General features: G+C 66.3%; 23 protein-coding genes, 1 tRNA gene and 2 pseudogenes. 13 read left to right on the forward strand and 13 right to left on the reverse strand.

Features of this window, described 5'->3' with window-relative positions; genetic code table 11:
* Positions 1-105: 105 nt before the first annotated feature.
* Entirely contained in the window at positions 106-300 is a 195-nt protein-coding gene (locus EBS_RS13830) for a nucleotidyltransferase family protein (protein ID WP_148307620.1), read from the reverse strand.
* A gap of 121 nt (positions 301-421) precedes the next feature.
* On the opposite strand from EBS_RS13830, the gene EBS_RS02725 reads away from it, so the two are divergent.
* Together EBS_RS02725 and EBS_RS13420 are read left to right on the forward strand one after the other, a co-directional pair.
* Positions 422-700, forward strand: a complete 279-nt coding sequence (locus EBS_RS02725) for a type II toxin-antitoxin system Phd/YefM family antitoxin (RefSeq protein ID WP_043107195.1) — start codon at positions 422-424, stop codon at positions 698-700.
* 5 nt (positions 701-705) lie between these two features.
* Positions 706-1,011: a type II toxin-antitoxin system RelE/ParE family toxin gene (locus EBS_RS13420; protein WP_081999979.1), complete on the forward strand. Its 306-nt coding sequence runs from the start codon at positions 706-708 to the stop codon at positions 1,009-1,011.
* 19 nt (positions 1,012-1,030) lie between these two features.
* Here the strand turns inward: EBS_RS13420 and EBS_RS02730 are convergent, their stop codons facing one another.
* The 6 genes from EBS_RS02730 to rpsU form a co-directional block, all read right to left on the reverse strand.
* Positions 1,031-1,288: a nucleotidyltransferase domain-containing protein gene (locus EBS_RS02730; protein ID WP_052199231.1), complete on the reverse strand. Its 258-nt coding sequence runs from the start codon at positions 1,286-1,288 to the stop codon at positions 1,031-1,033.
* 89 nt (positions 1,289-1,377) lie between these two features.
* Positions 1,378-1,453, reverse strand: a tRNA-Ile gene (locus tag EBS_RS02735).
* A gap of 100 nt (positions 1,454-1,553) precedes the next feature.
* A complete protein-coding gene (gene rpoD / locus EBS_RS02740) occupies positions 1,554-3,347 on the reverse strand; it encodes an RNA polymerase sigma factor RpoD (RefSeq protein ID WP_043107196.1) in 1,794 nt (597 codons plus the stop codon).
* A 105-nt stretch (positions 3,348-3,452) separates the two neighbouring features.
* Entirely contained in the window at positions 3,453-5,174 is a 1,722-nt protein-coding gene (gene dnaG / locus EBS_RS02745) for a DNA primase (RefSeq protein WP_043107197.1), read from the reverse strand.
* Between the two features lie 43 nt (positions 5,175-5,217).
* Positions 5,218-5,661: a GatB/YqeY domain-containing protein gene (locus EBS_RS02750; protein WP_043107198.1), complete on the reverse strand. Its 444-nt coding sequence runs from the start codon at positions 5,659-5,661 to the stop codon at positions 5,218-5,220.
* 11 nt (positions 5,662-5,672) lie between these two features.
* The gene (gene rpsU, locus EBS_RS02755) at positions 5,673-5,888 is read right to left on the reverse strand and encodes a 30S ribosomal protein S21 (protein WP_043107199.1); all 216 of its coding nucleotides are present in this window, start codon (positions 5,886-5,888) and stop codon (positions 5,673-5,675) included.
* Between the two features lie 123 nt (positions 5,889-6,011).
* Between rpsU and tsaD the strand changes: the two genes are divergently transcribed.
* Positions 6,012-7,043, forward strand: coding sequence for a tRNA (adenosine(37)-N6)-threonylcarbamoyltransferase complex transferase subunit TsaD (gene tsaD / locus EBS_RS02760; RefSeq protein ID WP_043107200.1), 1,032 nt, complete (start codon positions 6,012-6,014; stop codon positions 7,041-7,043).
* A gap of 33 nt (positions 7,044-7,076) precedes the next feature.
* Here the strand turns inward: tsaD and plsY are convergent, their stop codons facing one another.
* Positions 7,077-7,661, reverse strand: a complete 585-nt coding sequence (gene plsY / locus EBS_RS02765) for a glycerol-3-phosphate 1-O-acyltransferase PlsY (protein ID WP_043107201.1) — start codon at positions 7,659-7,661, stop codon at positions 7,077-7,079.
* A 110-nt stretch (positions 7,662-7,771) separates the two neighbouring features.
* On the opposite strand from plsY, the gene folB reads away from it, so the two are divergent.
* Together folB and folK are read left to right on the forward strand one after the other, a co-directional pair.
* Positions 7,772-8,128, forward strand: a complete 357-nt coding sequence (gene folB, locus EBS_RS02770; RefSeq protein ID WP_043107202.1) for a dihydroneopterin aldolase — start codon at positions 7,772-7,774, stop codon at positions 8,126-8,128.
* Positions 8,128-8,619 (forward strand): 2-amino-4-hydroxy-6-hydroxymethyldihydropteridine diphosphokinase, encoded by a 492-nt coding sequence (gene folK / locus EBS_RS02775; protein ID WP_043107204.1) that lies wholly within the window; start codon positions 8,128-8,130, stop codon positions 8,617-8,619. Before folB ends, folK begins: the two co-directional genes overlap by 1 nt.
* Positions 8,620-8,721: 102 nt before the next feature.
* Here folK and EBS_RS02780 read toward each other — a convergent pair whose 3' ends face one another.
* A complete protein-coding gene (locus EBS_RS02780; RefSeq protein WP_043107205.1) occupies positions 8,722-9,477 on the reverse strand; it encodes a pteridine reductase in 756 nt (251 codons plus the stop codon).
* 68 nt (positions 9,478-9,545) lie between these two features.
* Between EBS_RS02780 and EBS_RS02785 the strand changes: the two genes are divergently transcribed.
* Positions 9,546-10,706, forward strand: coding sequence for a class I SAM-dependent methyltransferase (locus EBS_RS02785; protein WP_148307621.1), 1,161 nt, complete (start codon positions 9,546-9,548; stop codon positions 10,704-10,706).
* Between the two features lie 69 nt (positions 10,707-10,775).
* Positions 10,776-11,486, forward strand: a complete 711-nt coding sequence (locus tag EBS_RS02790; protein ID WP_148307622.1) for a hypothetical protein — start codon at positions 10,776-10,778, stop codon at positions 11,484-11,486.
* Here the strand turns inward: EBS_RS02790 and EBS_RS02795 are convergent.
* Entirely contained in the window at positions 11,446-12,441 is a 996-nt protein-coding gene (locus tag EBS_RS02795; protein ID WP_052199233.1) for a complex I NDUFA9 subunit family protein, read from the reverse strand. The genes EBS_RS02790 and EBS_RS02795 overlap by 41 nt on opposite strands.
* Before the next feature lie 72 nt (positions 12,442-12,513).
* Positions 12,514-13,086 carry a hypothetical protein gene (locus tag EBS_RS02800; protein WP_043107208.1) on the reverse strand — a complete coding sequence of 191 codons (573 nt, stop codon included), beginning with the start codon at positions 13,084-13,086 and terminating at the stop codon, positions 12,514-12,516.
* A gap of 307 nt (positions 13,087-13,393) precedes the next feature.
* Between EBS_RS02800 and EBS_RS02805 the strand changes: the two genes are divergently transcribed.
* The 3 genes from EBS_RS02805 to EBS_RS14475 all read left to right on the forward strand — a co-directional run bounded on the left by EBS_RS02805 (position 13,394) and on the right by EBS_RS14475 (position 16,877).
* A complete protein-coding gene (locus EBS_RS02805; protein ID WP_231892835.1) occupies positions 13,394-13,735 on the forward strand; it encodes an Rsd/AlgQ family anti-sigma factor in 342 nt (113 codons plus the stop codon).
* 173 nt (positions 13,736-13,908) lie between these two features.
* Complete coding sequence (locus tag EBS_RS02810) at positions 13,909-16,098, forward strand: nucleotidyl cyclase domain-containing protein (RefSeq protein ID WP_043107210.1); 2,190 nt, start codon at positions 13,909-13,911, stop codon at positions 16,096-16,098.
* Between the two features lie 143 nt (positions 16,099-16,241).
* A complete protein-coding gene (locus tag EBS_RS14475; RefSeq protein WP_081999786.1) occupies positions 16,242-16,877 on the forward strand; it encodes a tetratricopeptide repeat protein in 636 nt (211 codons plus the stop codon).
* Positions 16,878-17,040: 163 nt separating this feature from the next.
* Here the strand turns inward: EBS_RS14475 and EBS_RS02820 are convergent.
* Positions 17,041-18,501, reverse strand: a pseudogene (locus EBS_RS02820) (transglycosylase SLT domain-containing protein); the annotation flags it as partial.
* Between the two features lie 638 nt (positions 18,502-19,139).
* Between EBS_RS02820 and EBS_RS02825 the strand changes: the two are divergent.
* Complete coding sequence (locus EBS_RS02825) at positions 19,140-19,943, forward strand: inositol monophosphatase family protein (RefSeq protein WP_043107211.1); 804 nt, start codon at positions 19,140-19,142, stop codon at positions 19,941-19,943.
* Here EBS_RS02825 and glcF read toward each other — a convergent pair.
* A pseudogene (glcF, locus tag EBS_RS14935) lies at positions 19,944-21,177 on the reverse strand (glycolate oxidase subunit GlcF). It abuts the gene before it with no gap.
* Positions 21,178-21,599: 422 nt separating this feature from the next.
* Between glcF and EBS_RS02835 the strand changes: the two are divergent.
* Together EBS_RS02835 and EBS_RS02840 are read left to right on the forward strand one after the other, a co-directional pair.
* Positions 21,600-22,091 carry a PaaI family thioesterase gene (locus EBS_RS02835; protein ID WP_043107212.1) on the forward strand — a complete coding sequence of 164 codons (492 nt, stop codon included), beginning with the start codon at positions 21,600-21,602 and terminating at the stop codon, positions 22,089-22,091.
* Entirely contained in the window at positions 22,088-22,534 is a 447-nt protein-coding gene (locus tag EBS_RS02840) for a tetratricopeptide repeat protein (protein ID WP_043107213.1), read from the forward strand. Before EBS_RS02835 ends, EBS_RS02840 begins: the two co-directional genes overlap by 4 nt.

Here is a 22,534-nt window from a genome sequence, read left to right on the forward strand (position 1 = left end):
ACAAACGGCGGGCTCCAGCCATTGCGGGCAGGTTGCAGGGTCCTTTTGGTCGGGGCGAGGCGGCGGTTTTTGGCCGCTGCCACCGGCGAATCTTGTCACCGCTGCTCATGCTCCACGGTTCCTCTGGTCAGGACAATGCGTCCCTTGCGGATGTTTTCCCTGAAGGTTTCCGGTGAAGAGATCGACCCGAAACGGCAGCTCGTTCTCTTCGAAGGCTTCCCGAAGCTCGGCCACCACATTTTTCTGCGCGGGGCCGGCAAAGACCACCAGATCCAGATCCGACCAGGGTGCGGTTTTCATGGGCCAGGCGAAAGATCGGTTTGGAGCTGTTGGGCGCCTCGGGAATACCCGGTTCCTTTATCAGGTGCTGTTATCCGGTACTATAATCAGCACCATATTGGCGAGCTGATAGAGGTGGTCAATGAGTATCAAATTTTCCGAAGACGTCGTGCCGATGACCGATTTGAAGGTCAATCCGGGTAAGGTGGTTCGGCATGCCGTTGAGACGCACCGGCCAGTACTCCTGACAAGCCGTGGGCGCGGGGTGGCTGTAGTACAATCGGTTGCAGATTATGAGGCCGCAGAGGAAGAGCGAGAGTTCATGCGGGCGGTGGTAGCCGGCCTTGCTGATCTCGATGCTGGGCGGGAGCTGTCCCTGGAAGAGGCAAAGCGCCGGCTCGGGCTGTCGGCTTCGGAGTGACGCCATTGGGTGAAGCCACTATCCGCCTTGCGGGGTCAGCGGTTGCCGATCTGGAGGAGATCCGGTTCTGGTATGCCGAACAAGGTGTTCCCGAGGTCGGTGAAAGGTTGATCGTCGAGATCTTCCAGCGGATCGAGGCGCTCGGAGCGCATCCTGAGTTGGGTCGAATCGTGCCTGAGTTCGACCAGCCTTTTCTGAGGGAGTTGATCCAGCCTCCTTTTCGTATCGTCTATCGGCACGATCCGGGCCAGGTTCGCATTGTGTGCATCTGGCGCAGTGAACGGTTGCTGCGATTGCCGGGGACGCCATGAATGTTTCCGGTATTTCGTCCTAGACGAAGAGATCGACCCGAAATGGCAGGTCGCTCTCTTCGAAGGCTTCCCGAAGCTCGGCTGACGCATTTTTCTGCGTGGGGTCGGCAAAGACCACCAGATCCAGATCCGACCAGGGCTTGGCGGTGCCCTTGGCGCGGGAGCCATAGGCCCAGACTTCGATGCCGGGAAGATGGCGCGCCAGCAGCGCATGAACCATGGCGTGATGCTTTTTGCTGAGCTGCAGGGCTTGGGGTGGCGTGGCATTCACTGCCATTTTCTCCCGCTGAGCCGTTCGTGCAGGGTGGTGGCATGAACTGGCACGAAAAAGCCCGCTGAATCACGGGCTTGGGAGTGAGGTCAAGGTGGTGGGCCCACCAGGATTCGAACCTGGGACCAAGAGATTATGAGTCTCCTGCTCTAACCGCTGAGCTATAGGCCCGGTTGTCGGTTGCGGGATGATAGCAGAAGCACGGGGCAGATCGTGGCCGAGGTGGCCCCGGTCGGGCCCCGGCCCGACGTCCCCGTCGGTTGCTCGATCCTCACTCGCCGTCGAGGTCGAGGAAGGAGCGCAGCTTTTCCGAGCGGGTCGGGTGACGCAGCTTGCGCAGGGCCTTGGCCTCGATCTGGCGGATGCGCTCCCGGGTCACGTCGAACTGCTTGCCGACCTCCTCGAGGGTATGGTCGGTGTTCATGTCGATGCCGAAGCGCATGCGCAGTACCTTCGCCTCGCGCGCGGTGAGCCCGGCGAGCATGTTCTGGGTGGCCTCGCGCAGGTTTTCCATGGTGGCGGCCTCGACCGGCGAGACGGCCTGCTGGTCCTCGATGAAGTCGCCCAGGTGTGAATCCTCGTCGTCGCCGATGGGCGTCTCCATGGAGATCGGCTCCTTGGCGATCTTGAGCACCTTGCGCACCTTGTCTTCGGGCATGTCCATGCGTTCGGCCAGCTCCTCGGGGGTAGGCTCCCGTCCCATCTCCTGGATCATCTGCCGCGAGATGCGATTGAGCTTGTTGATGGTCTCGATCATGTGCACCGGGATGCGGATGGTGCGCGCCTGGTCCGCAATGGAGCGGGTGATGGCCTGGCGGATCCACCAGGTGGCATAGGTCGAGAACTTGTAGCCGCGACGGTATTCGAACTTGTCCACCGCCTTCATCAGGCCGATATTGCCTTCCTGGATGAGGTCGAGGAACTGCAGTCCGCGGTTGGTGTACTTCTTGGCGATGGAGATCACCAGGCGCAGGTTGGCCTCCACCATCTCCTTCTTGGCGCGCCGTGCCTTGGCCTCGCCGATGGACATGCGGCGGTTGGTCTCCTTGATATCGGAGATGCTCAGCTGGCAGTGCTGCTCGATCTCGGCCAGCTTGCGCTGGGCGCGTTCGATCTCCTCGGCCAGGGGTTCGAGCTTGGCCGCCCAGGGCTCCTTGAGCTTGCGCTGCTCGGCCAGCCAGTCGAGGTTGGTTTCGTTCTTGGGGAAGCTGGTGATGAAGTGCTTGCGCGGCATGCCTGCCTCGTTCACGCACAGCCCCAGCACGGCACGTTCGTGCTCGCGGATCTGGTTGACGATGTCACGCAGCATGCCGGTCAGCTCGTTGAACAGCGGGGGCGCCAGGCGAAATTCCATGACGCATTCAGCGCACTTCTCTGCGCCCTTGCGTGCCTTGTCGCTGTTGCCTTCCTTGGCGAGCACGCGAGTCCAGGCCTTGTAGGCCTTTTCCAGTGCCTTGCGCTTGTCCTCGACCTCGTTGAGGTCGATGCCGGTGTCCTCGACGTCGTCGTCGCTCTTTTCCTGCGGCACGGGCGGCTCGTCGCCCACGTCGGGCAGCTTGAAGCCGGCCACCACGTCGGCCAGACGGGCCTCTTCGTTCTTCACGTCCTCGAAACGCTGGAGCAGATGGGCGACCGCCGACGGGAAGGTGTCAATGGCGTAGCCGACCTGGTTGAGGCCGTCCTCGATGCGCTTGGCGATGCGCAGCTCGCCCTCGCGGGTGAGCAGCTCGACGGTGCCCATCTCGCGCATGTACATGCGCACCGGGTCAGTGGTGCGGCCGAACTCGCTGTCCACCGAGGCGAGCGCGGCAGCAGCGGCCTCGGCGGCGTCGTCGTCGGTGGATACGGCGGCGTCGCTCAACGTTGCCTCGTCGGCCTCCGGCGGGGTCTCGTACACCGAGATGCCCATGTCATTGATGATGCGAACGATGTCCTCGATCTGCTCGGGGTCGACGATCGAATCGGGCAGGTGGTCGTTGACCTCGGCATAGGTCAGGTAGCCCTGTTCCTTGCCCTTGGCAATCAGGTCTCGAATGCTGCTCTGTTCCTGCTGTTCCTGGTTCATGGAAGTCCTCAGGAGGTTGATTCAACCTGTGTGTGACGGCTAATGCGCCGGACTATAGCACATACGCGTTATTTTCGCTATATCGATGGGCCCTGGTGGTGAGACTCAGGGGCGCCGGTAGAGTTCCCTAAGTCGTTGTTTTTCCTCTTCCGACATGGTGGAAAGGCTGGCCGATTTCAAGAGTGCCTCGCGTTGTTCCGCGCGTTGTTTTTCGATCAGCCGGCGCAGGATCCCGGCCAGTTGTTCGGCGGCGTCGTCCTGCACTGCCAGTTCGGCCACGGCGAGTTGCGCGAGGATGCCACGCAGACGCTCGTCGGCGGTGGCCTCGACCAGCGCGGCGCTGTGGGTGTCGGGGTGGGCGCGGATGCGCTCGAGCAGTTCGCGCAGGACCTCGATGCCGGGCGTCTGCAGGGTTTCCCAGCCCTCGGGCAACTCGGCCCGGGCCGCTTCGGGGTGCTGCAACAGCAGGGCGATGGCGCGACGCATGGGCGGCATGCCGCCCGGTTTGTGGCCACGCGTGGGGCGTGGGCGTGGCGGCGGTGGGGTGGCCTCGCTGACCGGCACGGCGACGTGCACGCCCACCCGTTCGGTCAGCGCCTGCTCCATCATGGCGCGGAAGGTGCCGGTCGGCAGTTTCGCCAGCAGCGGGCGCGCCAGCTCGGCCAGGCGCGCACGGCCGTCGATGCTGCCCATGTCGGTCTGCGTCTCGAGCCGTGCGAACAGGAACTCCGACAGCGGCTGGGCGCGTGCGACCTCGTCGAGGAAGGCCTGGCGGCCGATCTTGCGCACCAGGGTGTCCGGGTCCTCGCCCTCGGGCAGGAACAGGAAGCGTGCCTGGCGGCCGTCCTTCATCAGTGGCAGGGCGGTCTCCAGTGCTTTCCAGGCGGCGGCGCGCCCGGCGCGGTCGCCGTCGAAGCAGAACACCACCTCGTTGCAGGCGCGGTAGAGCTTGTTCAGGTGCTCGGCGGTGGTGGCGGTGCCCAGGGTGGCCACCGCGTTGCGGATTTCGTACTGCGCCAGCGCCACCACGTCCATGTAGCCCTCGACGACCAGGATGCGCTCGAGCTGGCGGTGTGCCTGGCGTGCCTGGTACAGGCCGTAGAGCTCGCGACCCTTGTGGAAGATCGGGGTTTCGGGCGAGTTGAGATACTTGGGCTTGCCATCGCCCAGCAGGCGGCCACCGAAGCCGATCACCCGTCCGCGCCCGTCGTGTATGGGGAAGATGATGCGCTCGCGCAGGCGGTCGTAGGTCCGGCCTTTCTCGTTGGTGGTGGTCAGCCCGGCCTCGGCCAGCTGGCGGCGGGACTGGTCGTTCTTGCCGAAGCGCGCCAGCACATTGTCCCAGCCTGGAGGTGCGAAGCCGATGTCGAAGGTCTCGATCACCTGTTCGCTGAGGCCGCGACCGGCCAGGTAGTCGCGGGCGCGCCTGGAGTCGGGATGGGCGTGCAGTTGCTCGCGGTAGAAGGCGTCGACCTGCTCGAGCAGTGCGTACAGCGGACGGTGATCCGGACCCTGCTCGAAGGTGATCTCGCGCGGGATCTCCAGGCCCTGCCTGGCGGCCAGTTCCTCGACCGCCTCGGGGAAGCTGAGGCGCTCGTATTCCATCAGGAAGCCAATGGCGGTGCCGTGCGCGCCGCAACCGAAGCAATGGTAGAACTGCTTGGCGGGGCTGACGGTGAAAGAGGGGGTCTTCTCGGTGTGGAAGGGGCAGCAGGCCTGGTACTCGCGCCCGGCCTTCTTCAGCGGCACGCGCTGGTTGATCAGCTCGACGATGTCGGTGCGGCTGAGGAGCTCGTCGATGAACTGCTGCGGGATCTTGCCGGCCATGGGCGAAGACTAGCAGCCAGAGGCCGAGGGTGGCGAGATGTCCTCAGCCCAGTTTCTGCTTGACCAGGGCACTCACCTGGCCCATGTCGGCGCGGCCCTGCACTTGTGGCTTGACCTTGCCCATGACCTTGCCCATGTCCTTCATCGAGCTGGCGCCGGTTTCGGCGATGGCCTGTTCGACGATGGCCGCGATCTCCTCTTCCGAGAGGGCGGCGGGCAGGTAGTCCTGGATGATCGCCACCTCGGCCTGCTCGGCGGCGGCCAGTTCGTCGCGGCCGGCATCGGTGTACTGGCGGATGGAATCGCGGCGCTGCTTGACCATCTTGTCCAGTACCGCCAGCACCTGCTCGTCGTCGAGCTCGATGCGCTCGTCCACCTCGCGCTGCTTGATCGCGGCGAGGATCAGACGGATGACGCCCAGACGCGCCTTGTCGCCCGCCTTCATGGCGGACTTCATGTCGTCCTGGATGCGGGCCTTCAGCGACATGGCGCGGGCGATCAGTACGGGCGCTCGAAGCGACGTGCCTCGCGCGCCAGCTTCTTCTGCCAGCGCTTGACGGCGGCAGCGGCCTTGCGCTTGCGCTCCCAGGTGGGCTTTTCGTAGTACTCGCGGCGACGTACTTCGGCCAGGATACCGGCCTTCTCGCAGGAGCGCTTGAAGCGGCGCAGGGCGACTTCGAAGGGTTCGTTCTCTTTTACACGGACGTGTGGCATGGCTTCCTCTGGGCTCCAGACCCGTTAGACTGAACACCTGACCGCCACCGCGCAGCATTGCGGGCGGGCGGAAAGGCGCAGGATTCTACTGCGCGACCACGAGAATTGCAAAAGGAAATCCGCATGCGGGTACTGGGTATCGAGACCTCCTGCGACGAGACCGGCGTGGCCCTCTACGACGGTGAACAGGGCCTGCTGGCGCACGCTGTCTACAGCCAGGTCGCGCTGCACGCCGACTACGGCGGCGTGGTGCCGGAGCTGGCCTCGCGCGATCATGTACGCAAGCTGGCCCCCATGGTGCGCCAGTTGCTCGAGCAGGCCGGCCTGTCCGGCAGTGACATCGACGGGGTGGCCTATACCGCCGGGCCGGGTCTGGCCGGCGCCCTGCTGGTGGGCGCGGCCTTCGGGCGCAGCCTGGCGACCGCCTGGGGCGTGCCGGCGATCGGCGTGCACCACATGGAAGGTCACCTGCTCGCCCCGCTTTTCGAGGCCGAACACCCGGATTTTCCTTTCGTCGCCCTGCTGGTCTCGGGGGGGCATACCCAGCTGGTGCGAGTCGAAGGCATCGGACGCTACCACCTGCTCGGCGAGTCCGTGGACGATGCCGCCGGGGAGGCCTTCGACAAGACCGCCAAACTGCTGGGGTTGGGCTATCCGGGTGGCCCCGCGCTGGCGGCCCTGGCCGAGCAGGGCGATCCCGATCGCTTTCGTTTTCCGCGGCCCATGACCGACCGGCCGGGGCTGGACTTCAGCTTCTCCGGGCTCAAGACCTTTGCGCTGACCACCTGGCAACAGGAAGGCGCCGGGCTCGATGCCGCCGCCCGCGAGTGCCTGCGCGCCGACATCGCGCGCGCCTTCGAGGACGCGGTGGTCGACACCCTGCTCATCAAGTGCCGGCGCGCGCTCGAGCTGGCCGAAGTAAACGACCTGGTGCTCGCCGGCGGTGTCAGCGCCAACCGGCGCCTGCGCGCGGCCATGGATGCCATGACGGCGGCGCGCGGTGCCCGCGCCTGGTATCCGCGTCCGGAGCTGTGCACCGACAACGGCGCCATGATCGCCTATGCCGGCTGGGAGCGCCTGCGCGCTGGCCAGCACGAAGGGCCGGGCTTCGACATCCGTCCGCGCTGGTCCATGACCGAACTCGACGCGGTGTGACACCTCGAGGCCGTGCGTGGTGAATATCCGTATTCAGCTGCCGATGCGGGCCTCTTCGCCCGAGAGCAGTTTGCGGATGTTGCTGCGGTGGCGCCAGAACAGCAGCAGGGTGATGAAGGTCTGCATGACGATCAGCTCCGGCGCAGGCCAGAACCACCAGACGATCACGGGAGCCAGTCCCTGCGAGATCAGTGCGGCCAGCGAGGAGATGCGCAGCACCTTGGCCACGAACAGCCAGGTTGCCGCGATGCTCAGGCCGATTGGCCAGTACAGGCCGAACTGCACGCCCAGCGCGGTGGCCACGCCCTTGCCGCCGCGAAAGCCGAAGAACACCGGGTAGAGGTGGCCGAGAAAGGCGGCCAGCCCGGTCAGTGCCAGCGCCAGGGGCGAGACCACCAGCCAGTGCACCACCAGCATCGGCAGCAGGCCCTTGAGCGAGTCGCCCAGCAAGGTGATGGCCGCGGCCTTCTTGCCGCCGATACGCAACACGTTGGTCGCTCCCGGGTTGCCCGAGCCCTGGCCACGCGGATCGGGCAGGCCCATCAGGCGGCAGACCAGGATGGCGCTGGAGACCGAACCCAGCAGGTAGGCGGCGAGGACGATCAGGTATTCGGGCATGCGGTGCTCCGGAACAGGGGGTCACGGGGCGGATTTTTACCACGAACGGGGACGAGGCGGCGACACAATGGTGGTAATCTTGCGGCCCCGAGCAGCGAGCGGAAGCATCCATGGATATCGTCTACCTGCGCGGCTTGCGCATCGACACCATCATCGGCATCTACGACTGGGAACGGCGTACCCGCCAGACCGTGATCCTCGGTCTGGAGATGGGCACCGATATCTCCCGCGCCGCGGCCAGCGAGCGCATCGAGGATACCCTCAACTACAAGGCGGTGGCCAAGCGCCTGATCCAGTTCGTGAGCGAGAGCGAGTTCCAGCTGGTCGAGACCCTGGCCGAGCGCTGTGCCGCCATCGTCATGCAGGAATTCGGTGTGCCCTGGCTGCGCCTGAGCCTGAACAAGAAGGGCGCGGTGCGCGGGGCCACCGACGTGGGTGTGATCATCGAGCGCGGGCACCGCGACTGATGCCGCGGGTCTGGGTCAGCATCGGCAGCAACATCGAGCGCGAGCGCCACGTGCGTGCCGCGGTCGAGGCCCTGCGCGCGCGCTTCGGCGACCTGACCCTTTCGCCGGTGTACGAGACCCCGGCCGAAGGCTTCGACGGTGATCCCTTCTACAACCTGGTGGCCGGCTTCGATACCGATCTCCCGCCCGAAGCACTGCATGCCGAGCTGCGCGCCATCGAGGACGCCAACGGCCGCCGTCGTGATGCCGGCAAGTTCTCTGCGCGCACCCTGGATATCGACGCGCTCACCTACGGCGATCAGCGCGACGCCACCGGCGGCAAGCCGCTGCCGCGCGACGAGATCACCCGCTATGCCTTCGTGCTCAAGCCCCTGGTCGACGTGGCCGGCGATGAGCGCCACCCGGTGCTGGGCCGTACCTATGCCGAGCTGTGGGCCGACTTCGAAGGTCCCGGGCGCGATGCCCTGCGGGTGGTGCCGCTGGGTTTGTGAGGGCAAGCTCCAGCCGCAGCGTATCCAGGGCGGGCAGCGCCGCCCGGCAGGAGGCCCGTCCCCGGGCCGAATCCTTCGCGGCGGGGACGCCGCTCCTGCGGGCTATTGCTGCACGCTGCGACCGCCGTCCACGGCGAGGATCTGTCCGGTGACGTAGTCGGTGCCGGCGATCATGAACAGCACCGCGCGTGCGATCTCTTCGGCCCCGGCCGGGCGGCCGAGGGGGATGCGTTCGAGGATGGTCAGGCGGTCGGCGTCGTCGAAGTAGTGCTCGGGCCAGAGCGCTGCGCCGGGGGCCACGCCGTTGACACGTACCTCGGGGGCCAGGTCGCGGGCCAGCGCCTTGACCATCATGGCGTTGGCCGCCTTGGCCATGGAGTACACCGGATGGTCGGCATTCGGTCGTTCGGCATGGATGTCCACCAGGTTGACGATACAGCCGTGGCGCTCACGCAGCGCCGGGGCCAGTGCCTGGGCCAGGAAGAAGGGTGCGCGGGCGTTGCTGGCGAAAAGGTCTTCCCACTGGGCCTGGGTGACGCTGCCGATGGGGGTGGGGTAGTAGCTGGAGGCGTTGTTGACCAGGATGTCGAGTCGGTCGCGGATCGAGAGCGCATGCTCGGCCAGTGGCGCAATGGCCTCCATGTCGGCGAGGTCGGCCTGTACCAGGTGTGCGGAGTCGGCGCGTTCCGCATTCAGGGTGTCGGCGAGCTGCCGGGCACGGTCTGCCGAGCGGCGGTAGTGCAAAATCACCTCGCAGCCCAGGCCGTGCAGCTGGCGCGCGATCTCGGCGCCGATGCGCGCTGCCGCGCCGGTGATCAGTGCCACCTTGCCGTCGAGTCGATACGGGTTGTCGAACATGGTCTCGTGCCTCCGCCCGATTCGGTGATAATGCGTCCCGTGAATCACGGCCATCCGGCGGAGCATACGTGGCAATTCCCGAACTGAACAGCGCCGAGCAGGCGCAGCTCGAACAGACCCGTGCCTGCATCGGCGAGGCGATCACCGGGGCGGGCGGGCGCATCCCCTTTGATCGCTACATGGAGCTGGCGCTGTATGCGCCGGGTGCGGGCTACTACGTCAATGGTGCGCGCAAGTTCGGCGCAGCGGGTGACTTCGTCACCGCTCCCGAGATCTCGCCACTGTTTTCCCGTGCCCTGGCCGCGCAAATCGCCGAGGTGCTGGCGATGACCGGTGGCGAGGTGCTGGAGTTCGGCGCCGGCTCGGGGGTGATGGCCGCCGAGATACTGGCCGCCCTGGCGGCGCGCGATGCCCTGCCCGAGCGTTACCTCATCATGGAGCTGAGCGCCGAGCTGCGCGCGCGCCAGGCCGAGACCTTGCGCGATCGCGTGCCCGGGCTGGTCGAGCGGGTGCACTGGCTGGAGCGTCTTACCGAGCCCGGCTGGTGCGGCGTGGTGGTCGCCAACGAACTGCTCGATGCCCTGCCGGTGAGCCGCTTCTGCCGCACTGCCGACGGCTGGGCCGAGCAGTTCGTGACGATCGAGGACGGGGCCTTGCGCCCGTTGTGGGATGCGCCCGAGACCCCTGGTCTGGTCGATGCCCTGGCGCGTATCGAGGCACGACTCGGGCCTTTTCCCGAGGGCTATGCCTCGGAGATCTGCCTGCGCCTGCCGGCCTGGATGCGCGCGGTGGCAGGCTTTCTCGCGCAGGGGGCGCTGTTGCTGATCGACTATGGCTACAGCGAGCGCGAGTACTACCACCCGGCACGCCGCGAGGGCACCCTGATCTGCCATTTCCGGCAGCGTGCCTTCGATGACCCTTTCGCCCTGCCGGGACTGGCTGACATCACCGCCAGCGTGGATTTCTCGGCGGTGGCCGAAGCGGGTGTCGAGGCCGGGATGGAACTGGTGGGTTACACCACCCAGGCGCAGTTCCTGCTGGGATGCGGGATCGAGCACGAACTGGCGGCGCTGGCCGCCGACCCTGCGCGCATCGGTGAGTTGCAGGGTGCCAAGCAGCTCATTCTGCCGACGGCCATGGGTGAGCGTTTCCGGGTGATCGGTCTTGCCGCCGGCGAACTGACGCCACTGTCGGGCTTCGCCATGGGAGATCTGCGTGCAATGCTCTAGTGCCAGCTTCGATCAGGCACCGCGTGCAGGTCCAGGATTGCCGCGATGAGCACCGTTTGTCATCAATCTGTGGGAAGGATAATCAGCGGCCTGGCACTGGCGGTGCTGTTGCTGGCGCTTGTCGGCTGCCAGGGCATGCCGCGCGAGGGCGGGCCAGCCGCGCGCGAGTTCCGTTGGCGGGACCTTGCCAAGAGCGACATCGATCTGGTCGCCGAGGTCACCCTGCGCCAGCATCGCACTTACCTGCGCGAACTGGCCGACAAGCTGTACCGGCGCAATCCGGCGCAGTTGCGGCGCGGGGTGGGGGATCGCGAAGAGGCCTTGCGTCAGATCCTGGGACGGCCGGGGCGAGGATTGCTTGCGCAATGGCACGAGCGCCGTGGTGCGCGCCTGGTCGAACTGGCATTGAGCACGGGTTTCGAGGGGGACAGGGTGGCTGCCTTCGTCTACGGGCTGCGCAGCATGGCAGTGGCCGCCTACGGGAGCGAAGACGAATTCTTTCTGAGCGACGAGTACGATCCGCAGAAGATCTATCATCTGGCGCGCAATCTCGAGATCGCCGCCTGGCGATTGCGTGCGGCGCGGGACGCCTCCGGGCGTGCATTGCTGCTGAGCGTCGGCATCGATGCCGGGGGCGAGGTCAACGCCAGCTACGAGCGCCTGTTCGGCAAGCTGATCGCGCTGCACGATCACTTTGCCCAGGTGGTGGCCGACAGCACCCACCGGCGCATCAAGAACGTCATCCAGGGTGTGGCATCTGCCGTCTTCTTTCCCTTGTGAGAGGGTCGCGGCGCGCCCAGCGGCGCATGCAGTTGAACCAGTTGGCGCGGGTGTGCTGTTGCAGGATCTCTTCGGCCAGCGGCGCCAGTGGGGTGGGGGTGATGCCCAGCTCGTGCAGTCCGTTGTGCTCGCAGACGCTGTCGGTCTGCAGGGACAGGAAGTTGTCCGGGGTGAAGGGCTTGCCAGGGGCGTATTGCAGGATCGCCGCCTGCAGGCGGCCGAGGGCGTCGGGCAGGCGGATGATCTCCTTGTGGCGGTGGGTGTGGTAGGCGATCAGGCGTATGATCTCTTCCAGGGTGTAGATGTCGGGACCGCACAGGGGGTAGCGTCGGCCGAAGGTGTGGCGGTCGGGCAGGGCACGTGCAAAGGCCTCGGCCACATCCAGCACATAGACGGGGACGAACCGTGCCTGGGCGCAGGCCAGTGGCAGGGGGCCGGGGATCTTCAGCAGGCGGGCGAAGCGGTTGAGGAAGTTGTCGTCGGGCCCGAAGATCACCGAAGGCTGGAAGCTGGTGACCGCGATGTCCGGCTTGCCCAGGGTGTGGGCGAGGTTCTCGCCTTCGCCCTTGGTGCGCAGGTATTCGCTGCCGCCGGCGGCCTGGTCGGCGTTCAGTGCGCTCATGTGCAGCAGACGGTGTACGCCGGCCTGTCGGCAGGCCTCGACCACGCGCTCGGTCAGCTCGACATGCACGGTGCGGAAGCTCTCGCTCCCCCTGTCGGGATTGAGAATGCCGATCAGGTTGATCACGGCGTCGCAGCCTTCGAGGGCCGGCACCAACTGCTCCAGCGCATAGTCGTTCACCTCGCGGACCTCGCCACCGAGGCGCAACTCGGGGTGGCGGAAGGCGTGGCGAGTGAGCACCCGGCATTGGTAGCCGGTGTTGTGCAGGCGGAAGGTGAGATGGCGTCCAACGAATCCGGAGCCGCCGAGCAGGGCAACCTTTGCGTACTTCATCCTTTCCAGACTCCGAGGCAGCTGATGGACTGAATGTAGCGGCTGGCGTCAGATCTGCTCAACAGATCGTGGTCAGGGCTCGCTGCGTTGCGTGCTGGACTTCGGCCGGTAGCGGCGAAGGATCAGGCTGTTGCCCCGTCGATCGTACAGTTCGATGCGGTCGCCATGGACGCGATAGGCATAGCGTACGGTGCGGCCCGATGTGTCGACGGGTCGCAGCCAGAGGTAGCGGGTATCGGCGTGCAGGTAGAGGTCCTGGTAGCGGTCGCGTGACAGGTACAGGCGGGCCAGGTTGTCCTTGACCAGCAGCAGGCCGCCGTTGTCGCTCTGCCAGGCGCCTTGCAGGCGCTCGAGAACCCCCCGGCCATCCGCCGCTGGCCAGGCGGGGGCGCCCCAGGGGGCGCCATAGGCCCTGCCATAGGGAGCTGCATAGGGAGGCGTTGCTGGCCAGGGATAGGCCGGCGGATAGACGGGCACCGGGTAGACCGGCACCTGGGGATAGGTCAGGGCTGGGGTGCCGACCGAGCCGGCCTGGCCCAGCAGGGCCAGGCCGGTCGCCATGCCACGCAGCATGTCGGCGAAGGTCAGGCCGCCTCCGCGTGCTGCCAGGGTCTGGGGCACAGCGGCCTGGAGGAGGATCGACAAACAGACTATCAGTAGTTTCGGATGTGACCGCATGCGATGCCTGCCGTGGGTTTTCCGCTCGACTTCAGGCGGGAACGGGGTGCGGGTTGTTCCCGACTTGTTCGGAACCACCATGAGGTTAAACTAGTCCCAGTGTCATTCCAACAAAGCCCCCTTCGCCTGCGGCTGCCGGCGGCCTGTCGCGAAAACAGACTAGGATGGAAGAATTTACAGTGAACACCATGACTACCGAACGCCGCAGTGGAACCCGCGAGACGGTCGAGAAGTTGCTCGAGGAACGCCAGCAGTTGCTGCTAAGGTGGCAGGCATGCAGCCACTGGCGGATGGCGAGGAGGATGATCGGGAGCAGCTGCTGCAGCGGTTCTGCGAGATCCTGGTCGATTACTCGGCGTTCGCCCATTTCGAGATTTACGAACGCATCATCAACGGCAAGGAGCGGCGCAGCCGCGTGGTTGAAGTGGCGCGTGAAGTGTATCCGCGCATCGCCGAGGCCAGCGAGGTGGCCGTGGAGTTCAACGACAAGTACGACGCCAGCGATCACACGCTGGACCTGCACGCCCTGGACAAGGATCTGAACAAGCTGGGGGAGGAGCTCGCCGTTCGTGCCGAAATGGAAGACCGCATCATTGCCGCCTTGCTGGGGCGCTGAGGAGTTCGGCGCACCCTGGATGCCTGTGCCACGGGAGCGGGTCGCGTGAAGGATCTGCTTGCCGGTTACCGGGCGGCAAGGTTCGAGCGGTTCTCTCGCGCCTTTCCCGGCCGGCATTTCATCGGCTGCGCCTCGAGCGATTCCCGCGCGGCATCGACAGTGCCCATATCGATGTGGCGCTGGATTCTGCCCTGGTGGATGCCGCCATGGCGATGGTGCACACCATCCTCAACGAGGACGTGCAGCGCTATTTCTGGCAACAGCCACCCAAGGCGCCAGACCAGGATGCGATCGAGGTCTTTCGGCGTTGCTATTCCGAAAATACCCGTCTGGTATTGCGAGAATGCCGGGCCCGCGCCCGGCCCGAAGAGATCCAGCTGTTCCAGCTGGCGGTGCTGCGCCTGCTGATCTCCCAGGTGGATGGTCAGCTGGTTCGCCTGCGTCAGGAGCTGGAAGATGCACGTGCCCAGCCGGCTCGGCAGCACAGTGGCCAGAGCCTGAAGCTGCACGACAAGGTCGTGATCCTGGCGCGCAACGAGCAGTCCATCCGTTACCGGACCCTGCACGATGTGCTGCGCGTGTTCATGCGTCTCGAAGATTCCAGCCTGCGCAAGATGCGCAAGACCGTGATGGGCATGTCCTGGCCGGTATCGCGCGACATGCTGGCCAATCCGCTCATCCAGCTGTGTGGCATGGGCGCCTCGGAAGACTTTTTCAACTACTACCCGCATATCCTGCGCGACGATGCTGCTGCCTCGGCGCTCAATCGCCTGCTGTTCGAGACCTTTTCCGAGTGGCTGCCCGACGACGAGGTGGGGTTGCCGGGCGAGTCGTCGGGAGACGAGGGAGGAGGCTGTCTGGGCTATTCCGATCTGCGGGGTCATGCCGAGATTCAGAAACGCTGTCTCCTGCTGATCGATCAGGGTGAACTGGCCCTGCTGGTGCCCCACGAGTTCGACAATGCTCGGGGTGTCGTGCAGCTGCTTGGTGGTGACGTCGAGCCCTGGCCGCAACCGGGGCCCTGGGAGGGGGTGCGGTTCAGCGGCGTGCAGAGAGCTCGCATGCGCGAGCTGATGTCCAGGGTGAAGCGTGCCGGACTGATGCCGCACATCCGGGCTTCCTTTTTGCTCAAGTCGGTGTATCCCAACCTGGGGGTGCGCGGTGGGGTGGACTGGGTCCATGACTACCTGGCACATGAAATCCGGGCGCGCGAGCTCGTTCGGCGCTTGCAGACCCTGCCCGGCATCTCCGATGCGCGCCCCATCGTGCGGCTCATCGACGAGCGTGTGAAGGCGGTCGAGCTGGCGGGGCGGCATGCCGAGCAGCGTATGCTGACGGGATTTTTCGGCGAACTGGTCGAATATCGCTACCACTTGAAGCTCGCCGCCTGGCTGTATGCCGGCCTGGACAGCCTGCGCCTGTTGTCGGATGTCGAGAAGATCTCCATGTCCGAGGCCAATAACCTGTTGCAGGATTTCCGGCGACGGGACGACAAGGGAGAGCGCAAGGTCATCGGCCACGTGGTGCTCAAGGCGGATGTGCGGGGTTCTACCGAGATCACGGCGCAGATGCGTGCACGCAACCTCAATCCGGCGACCTATTTCAGTCGCAATCTCTACGATCCCATCAACCGCGAGCTGCGGGCCTTCGGTGCCGAGAAGGTTTTCGTCGAAGGCGACGCGGTGATCCTCTCGTTGATGGAGTACGAAGGCCAGCCGCGTGACCACCTGGCGGTGGCCCGGGCCTGTGGCCTGGCGCAGCGGGTGTTGCAGGTGGTCGAGTCCAAGAATGCGGAGAGCCGCCAGCTGGGCCTGCCCGAGCTGGGGCTGGGCATCGGTATCGCCTATTCCAACGAGGCACCGACCTACCTCTACGACGAGGGCCACCGGATCATGATCTCGCCGGCGATCAACCGCGCCGATCGTCTTTCGTCCTGCCATTCGCGGATGCGCCGTCAACTGGAAGGCAAGCTGGATGCGGGCCAGCGCGTGGTGGTGGCCATCCCGTTGAGCGAGAACGAAGACGGAAAGCAGGATTCCGACGGGGTGCTTCGCTACAATGTCAACGGCATCGAGCTCGAAGCGGCGGCGTTTTACCAGCTGGGGGCTGAGTTGCGCTTGCGCCGCATTCGCCTGGCGCGCAAGGAAGGCAATATCACGGACTGTTTCCACGTTGGCCGTTATCTCGATCTGCAGGGCAACAGTCACTGGCTGGTGATCCGCGAGACGCCCTTGCCACTATGGATGGGTGACCGACTGGTCGAGGGTGATCGCTCGGGCCGCGTGTACTACGAGGTGGTCACCGACAATGGGGTGATCGAACGCGCCAAGCGCCAATTGCGTGGGGTCGCCCGCTCGAAGTGACACTGAGTGACCGGCCGGATATCGGGTGATGCCTCAATAAGTTCGTTGTGCCATGCCTCGATTCCGGCGAGCGACTGCAATATTGGGGCTGGGGCCCGCAACTGCGATAATGGCCGCCTTTCCTCGAACTGCCGAGTCCCTCGATGAGCAACGACACGTCACCCGAAGACCGACTCTCTCCTCGCCAGGCAGCAGCGCTGGCAGCCCTGCGCGAGCAGGCCGAGGCCGGCGATGCCGAGGCGCAGTACCGCCTGGGCATGTTGTACGGCAACGGCGAAGGTGTGTCCCTGGACCACGCCGAGGCCGAGCGGTGGTTCACCCGGGCGGCGCGCCAGGGCCACGAGGACGCACTGCTCACCCTGGCCTGGATGTATGCCTCTGGCGGCGGAGTGGAAATGGACGAGGCCCGCGCCCGCGAGCTCTACCTGCTGGCGGCTGACAAGGGGTCGGGCAAGGCGCAGTACGTGGTCGCCACCATGTACCGTTTCGGCCAGTACGGTGTCGAACGCGACATGGCGCGCGCTATCCATTACTACCAGTTGGCGGCGCAGCGTGGGCAGCCTGCGGCGCAGTTCGCCCTGGGCAAGCTGCTGATGGAAGGGCGGCATGTGGCGCGCGACGACGTGGTGGCCCTGCAGTGGCTCACCCTGGCGCAGGCGGGGGGCAACAAGCGTGCGGAGGAGTACATCCGTCACCTGGTGGCGCGCATGACCCCGGCCCAGTTGCAGCAGGCGCGAGCGGCCATGTTGGACACTGCGGCCGGCGGAAAAGCGGACTGAGCGAACGAACCGGTGGCCTCAGGCGCCGGGGTTTGCGGCCCAGGCGCTTGTCGTAGATCACGGTATAGCTCATCACCCGGCGAAGGTAGCGTCGGGTCTCTCCGAAGGGAATCAGTTCCACCCAGATGTCGGCCTCCAGCGGGTAGGGTGGCAGCCAGCGATCGACGCGGTGCGGACCGGCGTTGTAGGCGGCGGTGGCCAACACCGGGTTGTCGGCCAGTTTTTCCTTGAGTTCCTTCAGGTAGGCGCTGCCGAGCCGGATGTTGAAAGCCGGGTCGAGCAGGCGGCCACCGGGCAGGTGCCCGAGTCCCATTTCACGCCGGGCCAGGGTGCGCGCGGTGGCGGGCATCAGTTGCATCAGGCCCAGTGCGCCGGCCTGCGAGTGGGCGTCTGCCATGAAGGCGCTCTCCTGGCGGATGACCGCGTAGATCCAGGCCGTGTCCAGCGCGTTCTGTCGGGACTGGTCGATGACGATCTCCTGGTGTTCCAGCGGGAAACGCAGTTGCAGGTCGTCCCAGTAGCCGGTGCGTGCCAGGGTGAAGATAGCCTGGTCGTGCCAGTTCGCCGATTCGGCGATCAGGGCGGCTGCCTGCAATGCCTGCTGGTCCAGCCGGCGGGTGGCGTAGTGCCATTCGCGGCGTGCCGCCTCGTTGCGTGAGAGCGCATGCAGTTCCAGGGCGCGGCGTACTCCGGGCAGGTGCCGGACCTGGGCGATCGCGGCCAGGTCGGCAGGGGTCTGGCGGTCGAGCAGATGATAGGGCGCGCCGATGCGGTCGGCAGCGAGAAAACCGTAGTAGGAGCGCTTCTTCGCCAACCGTCGGTAGAAGGCACGGGCGGCCTCGTGGCGGCCGGCGCCTTCCAGGGCGCGCGCCATCCAGTATTGCCTGCGTTCGCTGTCGTGTTCGCTGGTCGGCCAGTTCGGCAGGTCCGCGAGCAGTTGTTGCCAGTCATGGCGCAGCAGTGCCGCGTTCAGCCGGGCGGTGTACAGGCGGGTGTCGCCCGCGGCCGGTGTTACCGACAGGATCCAGGCATAGGCCTGCTCGCTGTCGTCGTGGTCCAGGGCCAGGGCGATGCGCCGTGCGATGGCGTGTCGCTGCTCTCGGGTAAAGGGGTAACGGTTGCGCACCGCGCGCCACAGGCGCAGCGCCGCCAGGCCGTCGTTGCGTGCCTGGCGCGTGACGGCATGCAGCAGGATGGTCTCGCGCCAGAGGTGATCGGCGCGAAAGCCCGGGTCGTCGAGGATGGCCCTGGGGTGCCGGTGCACGCGGATCCAGCGCTCCACCCAGTCGCGCTCGCTGCTGTCAAGCTTCTTGCCCAGGTAGCGGGCCAGCCTGGTCTGGCCTGCCTTCATTGCCAGGGCAATCCTTTGCCAGGTCAGCTCGGGGGTGCGTCGGCCGGCACGCTCCCAGGCGGCGAACACTGGGTCGCAGGCCCTGGGGCGTGAACGGCCGTGCAGCCAGATCTTCTCCACTCTGGGCCAGGCTTCGCGTGCCCGGCCGGTCTCGATCAAGGCCTGGAGATGATGACTCTGGCGCTGGACGCTGCGCTGTGGCACGTAGTCTGCGAGGTAAAGCCGCCAGCGCCGCTTGCGCGCGAGCAGGTCCAGCCAGTTGCGGCGCAGCATGTCGGCCACCGGGGTGCCGGCGTGGTGTTGCAGGAACCGCTGGACCTCGCCGGGGCGTGCATGCGCCAGGTCGTGACGCAGGCGGGCCAGTTCCAGATAGGGGACGAGGGGATAGTTGCGGAGCTGGCGTAACAGCCACTGGTAACGCGCGGAATCGCCTTGCTCGATTGCCTGCTTCAGCCTGCAGGAAGAGCGCGCGCTGTGTCGTTGCCGTGTCGCCGGTCGCCTGGGCCAGCAGCAGCCCCAGGAGGATGGCGATCAGCCAGCTCCCCGGTACGCTGTGCGGGGGGTCTTTGGCGTCCCTGGTCACGGTTGTTCCTTGTTCTCGCGGGTCCCTGCCTTCGTGCCCCAGACTAGGCCAAGACGCGGGCCGCGGCAATCCCCGATCGTCCATGACCTGCGTCGCAGGATTGCGCGTGCTATTAACCCGGCACCCATCCATGTCACCCTCGGCCACCACGAGCGTGCCCGTGGACGTCGTTGCCGCACCTCGACAGGGAATGACCCTGCCTTCGGTGCGGCGCCTCGCCACGGCCGCGCTCGTGGTGGCCGAGGGTGACATGGATGGGTGCCGGGTTAATATGTTTCGCCACCTTCGACAGGAAACGAGGCAGGCCGACCGCAGGAGGGCGGGAGAAATGCTGGATATCGCCACATTGCGGGAGCTCGAACGCTTGCTGGCGCGGGTCGCCGAGCGTGAGCTGTTGCCGCGCTTCGAGCATGTGCGGGCGCGTACCAAGGCCGACGGCAGCCTGATCACCGACGCCGACCTGGGCATGCAGGCCCGGCTGTTCGACGAGCTGGCGGCACGCTGGCCGGAGATCGCGCTGCTCGGCGAGGAGATGAGCGACGATCGCCAGCTCTGCCTGATGGACGAGTGCCATCGCGGCCTCTGGGTGCTTGATCCGCTCGACGGGACCTCCAATTTCGCTTCCGGCATCCCCTTCTTCGGTGTCTCGCTGGCGCTGCTGAGCGACGGCGTGATCCAGGCCGGGGTGGTGCTCGATCCGCTGCGCGGCGAGTCTTTCAGTGCCTTGCGTGGCCAGGGGGCCTGGCTCAACGGCGAACCCCTGCGCCTGTCCGGTGAGGGGCCGGGGCTGGCACAGGCGATGGCCATGGTGGACTTCAAGCGCCTGCCCGCGCCGCTGATCGAACGCCTGGCGCGCGCTGCACCCTACCGTTCGCAACGCAGTTTCGGCTCGGTGGCGCTGGACTGGTGCTGGCTGGCCGCCGGTCGCGTGCAGGTCTACCTGCACGGCGGGCAGAAGCTCTGGGACTATGCCGCAGGCAGCCTGGTGCTGCACGAGGCAGGCGGGATCGGCGGCCTGTACGAGGACTTCGACGAACACCCCATGAGTCGCCTCAGCCTGCGTCCGCGCATCGCCATGGCGGCCACCACCGCCGAGCTGTTCGAGGCCTGGCGAGCCTGGCTGGGGAGCTGATCAGGCCGTCTCCAGGTCGCGGGCGAGCAGCACCAGCCAGTGCAGTACCGGCGGGCCTTCCTCGTCGTGCAGGTGGCTCAGGCAACCGATGTTGGCGGTGACGATCAGCTCCGGGTGTTCCACGGTCAGTGCCGCGCGCTTGCGTTCGCGCAGGCGCTGCGAGAGTGTCGGCTGGGTGAGCGCGTAGGTGCCGGCCGAGCCACAGCACAGGTGGCCCTCGGCCACCGGTACCAGCTGATAGCCCAGCGATTCGAGCAGGGTCTCGATCCGGCCGTTCAGGTGCAGGCCGTGTTGCAGGGTGCAGGGGGTGTGCACCGCGATGCGTTGCGGGCGTGGCCGCAGGGGCAGGCGCGAGAGGTCTTCCTGCGCGAGTACCTGCACCGGGTCGCGCAGCTTTTCCACCAGCTGCCGGGCGCGTTCGGCATACACCGGGTCTTCGGCCAGCAGTGCCGGGTAGTCGTGCAGGTGGGCGCCGCAGCCGCTGGCGGTCGCCAGCAGGGCCTCGACGCCGTCCTCGAGCAGCGGCAGCCAGGCGTCGATGTTGCGACGGGCCAGGGCGCGGGCCTGTTCCGGTGCGTCCAGGTGTTGCGGCAGGGCGCCGCAGCAGCCGGCCTGGGGAGCGGTCTCGACGGCGATGCCGAGGTGGCCGAGCAGGCTGCAGGGCCTGGTCGATGTCGGGCGAGAGTGCCGGTTGCACACAGCCCTCGAGGCGCAGCATGCGGCGTCCAGTGCTTGCCGGTGCAGCCGGCAGCGGGGCCGGGCGGGGCAGGATCTTGCGCCGCAGCGATGCCGGCAGCAGGGGGCGCAGCCTTCGTGCCAGCCCCAGCCCCAGCCCCAGCACGGGCGCGAAGCGGCGGGCGTGACCGAACAGCCAGCGCATCAGGCTTCGCTGTACGCGCTGGGCCAGTGGGCGGGGCAGTTGTTCCTCGAGTACCTCGCGGCCGATGTCGAGCAGGCGGTGATAGTTCACGCCCGAGGGACAGGTGGTCTCGCAGGAGCGGCACACCAGACAGCGGTCCAGGTGTTCGCGCATCACCGCTGTTGGCGGCTCGCCTTCGAGCAGTTGTTTGATCTGGTAGATGCGGCCGCGGGGGCCGTCCAGCTCGTCACCCAGCAACTGGTAGGTGGGACAGGTGGCGGTGCAGAAGCCGCAATGCACGCAGGCGCGCAGGATGCGGTCGGCCTCGCGGCCTTGCGGGGTGTCGCGGATGAGGTCGGTGAGCGCGGTCTGCATGCGGGATTGGCGCAAGGGACTTCGGAGCGCGCAGAATAGCAGGGGGGACAGGCGGACGCACGGTCCCGGGCCGCCGAATGGGGGTTCGACAACCCCGAAAATATCGCGGTCGGTGTCCCGATCGCAGGTGATATGTTGGCCCGGCCACCCAATGTTTGTACATTCAGAGCTTCAGGCAGGCGACAGAGCGAGGCGTGGCACACTGGCAAGGGTTGTTCCCTTGGCAAGCGCCGCAACAAAGAGCTGGCGTCTGCCTGAAGCTCCGAACCAGTATATCCTGAACGAGCGGCCCGCCTGAGCCCGCCCGCGCCGGTGTTATCGAAACTTCCCGCAGAATGACTGCGGCGGCGTTTCGATGTCTTGCCGCAGGTGGGCTCAGGCGGGCTGAATATGCAAACATTGGGTTGCCGGACCAACCAAGCATGTACCGATGGATCAGACGATGGCCCGGACTCTCGCCCGCGCGGCGCCTGGAATGGTATCCGCCCTTTCGTGCCATGTCGGTGCGGGTCCTGGAGCTGGCCGACGACTGGCGACGGGTGCGCATCCTGTTGCCCCTCAATGCCTTCAACCGCAACCCGGGTGGCGGCATGTTCGGCGGCGCCATCGCCGCGCTGGCCGATCCGATCGCGGCGCTGGCCTGCAACCGGGTGTTTCCCGGTCACCAGGTGTGGACGCGCGCGATGCACATCGATTTCCGGCACGAGGGGCGCACCGACCTGGAGCTGCGTTTCGTGTTCACCGATGCGCAGGTCGAGGCGATTGGCGCCGAACTGGCGGCGCGGGGGCGGGCGACACCAACCTTCGAATACGGGTTTCATGACCAACACGGGCGGTGTTGCGCGCACGTCGTCAACACCGTGGCGATAAGACCGGCCGGCTACCGGCCACGACACAGGAAAGAACAGAGATGAGCGAAGACGACAAGGGCGGGCTGGACATGGAGCTGGCCTCGGGCATAGCGGCCTTCGAAGCCAGGGATTTCACTACCGCGGTGCGCATGCTGGGGCCGCTGGCCGATGCCGGCAACCCCGAGGCCCAGTACCGCATGGCCATCATGATGCAGAACGGCCTGGGCGCGGTCAGGAACGAATTGCAGGCGTTCAGGTACATGAAGGCCGCCGCCGAGGCCGGCCTCGGTCTGGCGCAGCACGGCCTGGGTTTCATGTACATGCAGGGCGAGTGCGTGGATCAGGACCCGAAGAAGGCGATCGCATGGTTCGAGAAGGCCGCCGAGCAGGGTCTGCAGGGTGCCATGACCACGATCGGCATGATGTATCGCGAGGGCAACGGTGTGGCGCGCGACGAGGAGAAGGCGCGCGAGTGGTTCCGCAAGGCAGGCTTCGACGAGGTCTGA

The sequence above is a fragment of the endosymbiont of unidentified scaly snail isolate Monju genome (assembly GCF_000801295.1).
In the GTDB taxonomy this organism is placed as follows: Bacteria; Pseudomonadota; Gammaproteobacteria; order Chromatiales; family Chromatiaceae; genus MONJU.

Excerpts from the sequence above, each read along its gene's own strand:
- EBS_RS13830 (WP_148307620.1), bottom strand. The coding sequence starts at position 300 with ATGAAAACCGCACCCTGGTCGGATCTGGATCTGGTGGTCTTTGCCGGC.
- EBS_RS02725 (WP_043107195.1), top strand. The coding sequence starts at position 422 with ATGAGTATCAAATTTTCCGAAGACGTCGTGCCGATGACCGATTTGAAG.
- EBS_RS02730 (WP_052199231.1), bottom strand. The coding sequence starts at position 1,288 with ATGGCAGTGAATGCCACGCCACCCCAAGCCCTGCAGCTCAGCAAAAAG.
- rpoD (WP_043107196.1), bottom strand. The coding sequence starts at position 3,347 with ATGAACCAGGAACAGCAGGAACAGAGCAGCATTCGAGACCTGATTGCC.
- dnaG (WP_043107197.1), bottom strand. The coding sequence starts at position 5,174 with ATGGCCGGCAAGATCCCGCAGCAGTTCATCGACGAGCTCCTCAGCCGC.
- EBS_RS02750 (WP_043107198.1), bottom strand. The coding sequence starts at position 5,661 with ATGTCGCTGAAGGCCCGCATCCAGGACGACATGAAGTCCGCCATGAAG.
- rpsU (WP_043107199.1), bottom strand. The coding sequence starts at position 5,888 with ATGCCACACGTCCGTGTAAAAGAGAACGAACCCTTCGAAGTCGCCCTG.
- tsaD (WP_043107200.1), top strand. The coding sequence starts at position 6,012 with ATGCGGGTACTGGGTATCGAGACCTCCTGCGACGAGACCGGCGTGGCC.
- plsY (WP_043107201.1), bottom strand. The coding sequence starts at position 7,661 with ATGCCCGAATACCTGATCGTCCTCGCCGCCTACCTGCTGGGTTCGGTC.
- folB (WP_043107202.1), top strand. The coding sequence starts at position 7,772 with ATGGATATCGTCTACCTGCGCGGCTTGCGCATCGACACCATCATCGGC.
- folK (WP_043107204.1), top strand. The coding sequence starts at position 8,128 with ATGCCGCGGGTCTGGGTCAGCATCGGCAGCAACATCGAGCGCGAGCGC.
- EBS_RS02780 (WP_043107205.1), bottom strand. The coding sequence starts at position 9,477 with ATGTTCGACAACCCGTATCGACTCGACGGCAAGGTGGCACTGATCACC.
- EBS_RS02795 (WP_052199233.1), bottom strand. The coding sequence starts at position 12,441 with ATGAAGTACGCAAAGGTTGCCCTGCTCGGCGGCTCCGGATTCGTTGGA.
- EBS_RS02805 (WP_231892835.1), top strand. The coding sequence starts at position 13,394 with ATGCAGCCACTGGCGGATGGCGAGGAGGATGATCGGGAGCAGCTGCTG.
- EBS_RS14475 (WP_081999786.1), top strand. The coding sequence starts at position 16,242 with ATGAGCAACGACACGTCACCCGAAGACCGACTCTCTCCTCGCCAGGCA.
- EBS_RS02825 (WP_043107211.1), top strand. The coding sequence starts at position 19,140 with ATGCTGGATATCGCCACATTGCGGGAGCTCGAACGCTTGCTGGCGCGG.
- EBS_RS02835 (WP_043107212.1), top strand. The coding sequence starts at position 21,600 with ATGTACCGATGGATCAGACGATGGCCCGGACTCTCGCCCGCGCGGCGC.
- EBS_RS02840 (WP_043107213.1), top strand. The coding sequence starts at position 22,088 with ATGAGCGAAGACGACAAGGGCGGGCTGGACATGGAGCTGGCCTCGGGC.